General features: G+C 44.2%; 4 protein-coding genes and 1 pseudogene. 1 reads left to right on the top strand and 4 read right to left on the bottom strand.

Annotation, left to right across the window (positions count from 1 at the left end):
• Nucleotides 1–220 precede the first annotated feature (220 nt).
• Nucleotides 221–919, top strand: coding sequence for an IS5 family transposase (locus QUA53_RS28475; protein WP_333101175.1), 699 nt, complete (start codon nt 221–223; stop codon nt 917–919).
• A 251-nt stretch (nt 920–1170) separates the two neighbouring features.
• Here QUA53_RS28475 and QUA53_RS28470 read toward each other — a convergent pair whose 3' ends face one another.
• The 4 genes and pseudogenes from QUA53_RS28470 to QUA53_RS28455 form a co-directional block, all read right to left on the bottom strand.
• Nucleotides 1171–1716: a hypothetical protein gene (locus tag QUA53_RS28470; RefSeq protein ID WP_333101178.1), complete on the bottom strand. Its 546-nt coding sequence runs from the start codon at nt 1714–1716 to the stop codon at nt 1171–1173.
• A 254-nt stretch (nt 1717–1970) separates the two neighbouring features.
• A complete protein-coding gene (locus tag QUA53_RS28465; protein ID WP_333101179.1) occupies nt 1971–3332 on the bottom strand; it encodes a cytochrome 450 in 1362 nt (453 codons plus the stop codon).
• A 422-nt stretch (nt 3333–3754) separates the two neighbouring features.
• Nucleotides 3755–3922 carry a hypothetical protein gene (locus tag QUA53_RS28460; protein ID WP_333223153.1) on the bottom strand — a complete coding sequence of 56 codons (168 nt, stop codon included), beginning with the start codon at nt 3920–3922 and terminating at the stop codon, nt 3755–3757.
• A gap of 899 nt (nt 3923–4821) precedes the next feature.
• Nucleotides 4822–5358, bottom strand: a pseudogene (locus tag QUA53_RS28455) (transposase); the annotation flags it as partial.
• Between the last annotated feature and the right edge of the window lie 103 nt (nt 5359–5461).

Raw genomic sequence — 5461 nt, 5'->3', positions numbered from 1 at the left:
TTAATTAATCCGAAACATCTTAAAAACTGGTTTACTAATTGCTGCTACTGTACCTCATAACATCCGGAAGTGCTGTAACTGTTGACTCGATTTGATTATGCCGATGCAACCGGAAAGGATATCACATCAAACTTGGCATCGTATAGAACCCATTTGAGATATTTTTGCCAATCGGGTAGGATAGCTAAAAGTGGTGGATTAAAAGCAGAGGGGGGAGTGAATGGGGTATTCTAGCGACGTAACAGACAAAGAGTGGGAAATAATCGAGCCATTATTACCGCACAAAAAGAAAACAAGACCCCCAGTGTGGACAAAGCGGCAAATTCTCAACGGGATATTGTATCAACTCAAGAATGGTTGCAACTGGGCAGACTTACCCAAAGATTTTCCACCCTATTCAACTGTCTTCTGGCATTACAAACAGTGGTGTGAAGATGAGAGCTTAGACAAAATCATGACAGAATTACATGGACGAGTGCGGGAACAAGTAAAAAAAAAGCCTCAGTGGACAACTCTAATCATGATTGACTCACAAGCGGTGAAAAACACCTGTAATGCAGGGATTGAGTCGAAAGGGTTTTGTTTTTACAAGACGACAAATGGGATTAAAAGACATCTCGCAGTTGATATATTGGGCTTTCCCTTCTTTACCGACTGCACCAAAGCCAGCGTATCTGATGACCAAGGGTTGATTGAAATGCTAACCCAAAATATCGATTACTTCAAATCTAAACCGCTGGAACTGCCGAAGATTACTATCTTGGTAGATCATGGTTATCATCCTGAAAAACTGACGAGTTCCTTGGAGCAGATTTATCCTCAAATTATGACCAAGATCCAGTTTGAACTCTCGGCCAAACCATCAAAAGCTCAAAAGGAGGCTTTCATGACAATCGGGATTTGTTCCGGTTGCAGCTAGATGGGTGATTGAAAGATCGAATGCTTGGGTAGAGCGATGCAAGAGTTTAGTCAAAAATTTTGACCGCACACTCGAAGCTGCCAATGCCAAGCTCAAGCTTTGTTTTATCAGATTGATGCTCAAACGACTTGCTGCTTCAGTTACCCCCTAAAAAGATATCAAATGGGTTCTATAGGTCGTCGGTTCAAACCCCCACTTCGATCGACAAAACCCGCCTAATTAAGCGGGTGTTGTAGTTTTCCTCAATATTTTCACTCTTTGGCAATAATTAAACAATCACTCTCAACCTTAGACAGCATATCTGGAAAAGCTGATGTATAGTTCCCATCTTTGTCTACAATCCTGCGGAGTGTATATCCGTTGTCAGGAGGTCTGCCGAAAAACGAGTTTGTGCGATGCCAGATATCTCCATTCGGAGTTTTCGGATCTCGATCGATCAAAAAATCTACAAGCCACTGTGGCACAGACCATCCAAACACTATCGGCGTGATGTGCCCGTGCTGCAAAGTTGCATCCGAGAATCGGAACAAGTAGCTGAAGCGAGAAAATTTGACTAAATAAATTAACGTCCGTCCCGCCATTGATGAATGAAATGTCCAGATAACAGGGTCAAAAACGCGCAGCAATAACGTCCGTTCGGCAGCATTCCAGTCTGAATTGTACATCGTCAGACAATCGTCTGGTAAAACATTCCCGTCCATAAAAAAGATACCTTGCAGGGCTTCGGGTAACTCTGCGGGATGTTCTACTTTCATCCAAGTCGCGATGTCTTTTAGTTGCTTTTGTTCGATTAACATGGTATTACTTATCCTCAAAATAGTTGTGCTTTGGTTTCCTATTAGATACCCCCTTGATCTCTTAGTTGATCGCTCAATAGTTTATGTGGCGTGCGGTTTCAACTCACATCTTGCATCATTGGCAATAAGTTTTTCAAGGGCGGGACACCCCACAATAAACTTGATGTCTTGTGGGGTGTCCCGAAAAGCCTGTTAAGCGAGAAGGGTGCAATATCTCCGTCTCAACCGCTGTCTGATGCGAGCTTTTGGATTGATTACCGCCGCAAGTTAGGCTCAGAGTTTCGCCGCACTTTGCCTACCGTACTCACGACATCCACTAGCATCTTGAGTGCGATATCTTTAGCTGGGCAAATCCGTCCCGCACTCCGATCGCCCACCGAATGAAATCCCATATGAAAAGGGCACAAATTCTCCCGCTTAGGGTTGAATTCGTATACCGTAGAGCCCCAGAAACTCTCGTTTAGCAGCCCCAGGCTGAGCGGTATCAGTACCTTGGTTCCGGCGGGGAAGGTGCGCTCTTTGCCCGCTACCGTTGCGGTGAAAGGCTCTGTCGCGACTCGGTGGGTGGCGCTGACGGGGGCCCAGAGGCGGGCGCATTCCAGGAGGAAGAGCTCGATCGACTGGCGATCGTCCAAATCGAGCTGATCCCAAAAATCAGTCGGGTTAATTTCGGCCGTCTGCTGTCCTTTATAGGCGGGGAGAGGGCGGTATCCCATTGCCGTGTAGCCTAGGTGCAGGGGGCCTTGCAGTCCCGCTATGCCCATAATTGATGTCATCAGCTTTGCCAATTCCCGCTTAGTCATGCCGTTGTTTTCCGAGCTCTCCTCGAAGTCGGCTAAAGCTGGGGAATTCTCATAGATAGTCGCTGCACGCTCGATTAGAGCGGACAAATCCCCGTGTCCAAAGAGGTTCAGGCTTTGCAGCAGGTTGCCGATGACGGCGAAGTAGTGCAGCGGGCTTTGGCGGGTGTAATGCAATTCGGTGAGAAGTTCGATCGACTCGGAATTGTCTGGATTAATCCCAAAGATGACGTAGTGCAGGTATCGGACTAAAAATCCCATCCAACCCCGCTTGACATCGGTAAAAAACGCTCCCCCCGCACCGTGCGACATCTCGGCATAATCTGCGGCTAGCCGATCGAGCAACCGCCTGCTGATTTCGTCTCCCTGGCGATCCGCTGTCGCACTGTTGAAGAGATATTTCTGCATACAGCTTCGGAATGCTGCGTGGTTGCTGCTACCATCAGTTTCGCGATCGGACAAAGACAGTAGAAAAAGGTTCCTACCGCCAACATCTTGGTTGGGGGCGTTATCGGGATCGAGTACAGAAGTACCAAGCCGCCATCCGCGCGCCTGGGGCGATGTGAGTGCTTTTTCCAGGGTGTCAAACTCTCCCATCACGACTTGCCCCGCGCAGCAAAAGTTGGCTCCGAAAGCCAGCCGTTTTATCTGCAAATAGGTGGGTTCGTTGGCAATCAAACCCTCAATCAGGGCGATCGGCGGTAGCATCGTTTTGCTGAGACTTTCTTCCGGGTTTTGCAAAGCCCAAGCCTGAAACTCGTTCAGGGCCGGGTTCATCAGCGATGAGAAAATAGTATCTAAATTTAGGTTCATCATAATTCCTCCGAGAATCCCTCGCCATAACCCGCTTTGCAGTTAGCAGCAAGAGGGTATTGAGAAGTAATAGAGCGGGATTGAATACCCGCTTCATTGCCAAAATCACTCAGTATAACTATAGCCATTTTTGTTTGTGTACGCCGTGGCAATATAGACATAGTTTTACTGAATATGTCTGCGCTCAAGTCTAGCCTTTTTCCGGAGATTGAGTGAAATTTCTGGGGGGGTGAGAAATAGGCTTAGGAAATAGACTGTATAATGGTTGCAGCTTGTATGCCTTGTTGATAAAAGCGGCGTTTATTTCGAGTTAACTTGATTAACTTTTCCACCTGATCCGAATATTGTTCGAGATAATTAACCCACTTTTCTCCATCTAAGCCAACACCAAATGTACTCCGTTTTCGATATCGTTTTTTAGGTTTTTAACGCCGACATACATATTTTATTAACTGCTTTTTCTCAATATCAGTGCCTTCAAATATTGCCGAACTGTAGGCGAGTTTCACGAGCAGAATTATGTTAATCAGTCGGTTTCCTTTTAAGCTAGTTCCTGTCATATCGTAGCCTCCTGTTTTATAATCTCCGAACATTTATTCAATGCCCATCCGTTGTTTGTAAGCATCGATAGCTGCCGGCAATGACCCTAAACCCGTGAGAATAAACCATGCTCGATCAACCTTCCATGCCCTATGGTTTCTTTTCCACTTGCAAGCAACATCAAATCCCGTGGCAGGCCGAGTTTTTCTCACTCTTTTACCTTGAAAATATAAAGAGGTTCCTGGAACTATTCTTAATTCATCTAACCGTTGCCAAACTAAATGTTCTATTTCGATACAATAATTCCTCTTCAGTCTTCAGCAAAAAGACACACCCTTTTCCTTCAGCCAGAATCCTTGCGTCTACCGAACAAAATTCACGGTCTCCTAAAACGATGAATTTATCTTCTGAAAATAATGGTCAAACTTGCTGTAGATTTGTAGTTTGTTCCTCGAAGTTGCTGCTGCCCAATTTGGGCAACAATGACCAGTATAACGGAATTGCTCTTCGCTCCCAGATTAAGCTAACCATGAACAGATTAATACACCCCCATTGACTGCGAGCGATGGATCTTGATAAGCGATTACCAACACGGCAATAAGTGGTCAACCAATAAGTAATTAATGGGAACCAAATTAATTCGATCGCCCGAGTGAGATAAATCTAAAAATCTTTGTAATTTTCGTCGCCGACTTTCCGCTGTAATTAGACACGGAAATAGTCGGGACAGCCGTTCTAATCTCACTTGTTTTTCAGATTGCATCAAGGATAGCAAGGTTGTCATCACCAAAAACTGAGATGGCGTCAGGTATTTTTGTAAATGGGTCTGGTAGAATGTTAGTATCATTATTTTTTTGGATAGGCAAGCGTGTAATAATTCTGCTGCCTATCTTTTTTTACCACAAGTTGGCTCAATCCTTACTAACTCTGGGTTTGGGGCGGGTTGTCACCCCCCAGATTCTACCCAAGTTCTTAAACCATAAAAATTACCTACTTCTCTGGGTGTAATTTTGGGAAATTTACTCATTACATACCAAGTAGTGTTTTTGGGCAGCTCCTCTTTATCAGTTGTGATTGGCTAATATTTAATTTCCGGATTATCACCACAAATAATCTCTCTTATATATCTGTCTTCCGAGCTTAAACCTGAGAAGACACGTTTGAATGTTTGCCACTTTGAATATTTGACTTTCGCGTCTGTAACTCCCCATGATTTGTGGTTATAGCGAATTACCAAAATAAAATTTAGATTCAATTCCTCTAGTATTTGAATTAAATTTTTACTGCTCTATCCGTATAAACTATCTGCTAGGACAAAATTAAATTTAAATCCCATCGCACGCAATTGTTCGATCATTTTCGCTGCAATTTCAGGTTGAGTTAGGTATTGATCTTCTGGTTGCAGTCTTTCTCTCGGTTTATCAACTTCAAATAATAGAGGAAAAGTCAAGCCATATCAAACACCATACGCTGTAACTGCAACGATACCCAGGGTAAACGCATCTTAATTTCAAGCTAAAACATGATAAGATGAAGTATTTAGGTAAATCAAGTGCGTAATTCATAGGTGCGAGCGATGGCGAAAGGGTTTA

The organism is Microcoleus sp. Pol12B3 (genome assembly GCF_036701355.1).
GTDB lineage: Bacteria > Cyanobacteriota > Cyanobacteriia > Cyanobacteriales > Microcoleaceae > Microcoleus.
This window is presented reverse-complemented; position numbering and strand designations above follow the sequence as displayed.

Coding starts and splice junctions, on each gene's coding strand:
- QUA53_RS28475 (WP_333101175.1), top strand. CDS start 221: ATGGGGTATTCTAGCGACGTAACAGACAAAGAGTGGGAAATAATCGAG.
- QUA53_RS28465 (WP_333101179.1), bottom strand. CDS start 3,332: ATGATGAACCTAAATTTAGATACTATTTTCTCATCGCTGATGAACCCG.
- QUA53_RS28470 (WP_333101178.1), bottom strand. CDS start 1,716: ATGTTAATCGAACAAAAGCAACTAAAAGACATCGCGACTTGGATGAAA.
- QUA53_RS28460 (WP_333223153.1), bottom strand. CDS start 3,922: ATGTTCGGAGATTATAAAACAGGAGGCTACGATATGACAGGAACTAGC.